Source organism: Streptomyces bambusae (assembly GCF_019400985.1).
Classification (GTDB): domain Bacteria; phylum Actinomycetota; class Actinomycetes; order Streptomycetales; family Streptomycetaceae; genus Streptomyces; species Streptomyces bambusae_A.
Genome location: NZ_WTFF01000739.1, coordinates 1 through 584, shown reverse-complemented (window position 1 = coordinate 584; position 584 = coordinate 1). Strand labels below are relative to the sequence as shown.

The 584-nt window shown below is 72.3% G+C and carries 1 protein-coding gene; it reads right to left on the bottom strand.

Features of this window, described 5'->3' with window-relative positions; translation table 11 throughout:
- A partial coding sequence (locus tag GPJ59_RS36810; RefSeq protein WP_219672419.1) for an AMP-binding enzyme occupies window positions 1-584 on the bottom strand: 584 nt, incomplete at both ends.

The following is a 584-nucleotide window of genomic DNA, read 5'->3' as shown; positions in this document are numbered from 1 at the left end:
CCCAGACCCGCCTTCGGGTCCTCGGTCGCCGTGCCGGTGGCGGACGTGGCCACGGCCGCCAGCGCCTCCGGCGTGCGGTGCTGGAACACCTCACGCGCCGAGAACACCAGACCCGCCTTACGCGCCCGGCTCACCAACTGGATCGACACGATGCTGTCGCCACCCAGCTCGAAGAAACTGTCCTCCACCGACACCGACCCAAGACCCAGCAACTCCGCGTAGATACCGCACAGCAGCTGCTCACGCTCGGTGCGCGGGGCGCGACCGGCCTTCGTGCCCTGGTACTCGGGCGCCGGGAGCTGCCTGCGGTCGAGCTTGCCGTTGACCGTGAGCGGCAGGGCGTCCAGGGCGACGAACGCGGCCGGGACCATGTACTCCGGCAGGGCCGCCGCCAGGTGCGAGCGGACCACGGCGGCGTCGAAGGGGACGCCCTCGCGCGGGACGACGTACGCGACGAGCCGCTTGATGCCGGGGGTGTCCTCGCGGACGACCACGGCGGACCGGGCGGCGCCCTCGTAGCGGGCCAGGACGGCCTCGATCTCACCGAGCTCGATGCGGAAGCCGCGCACCTTGACCTGGTCGTC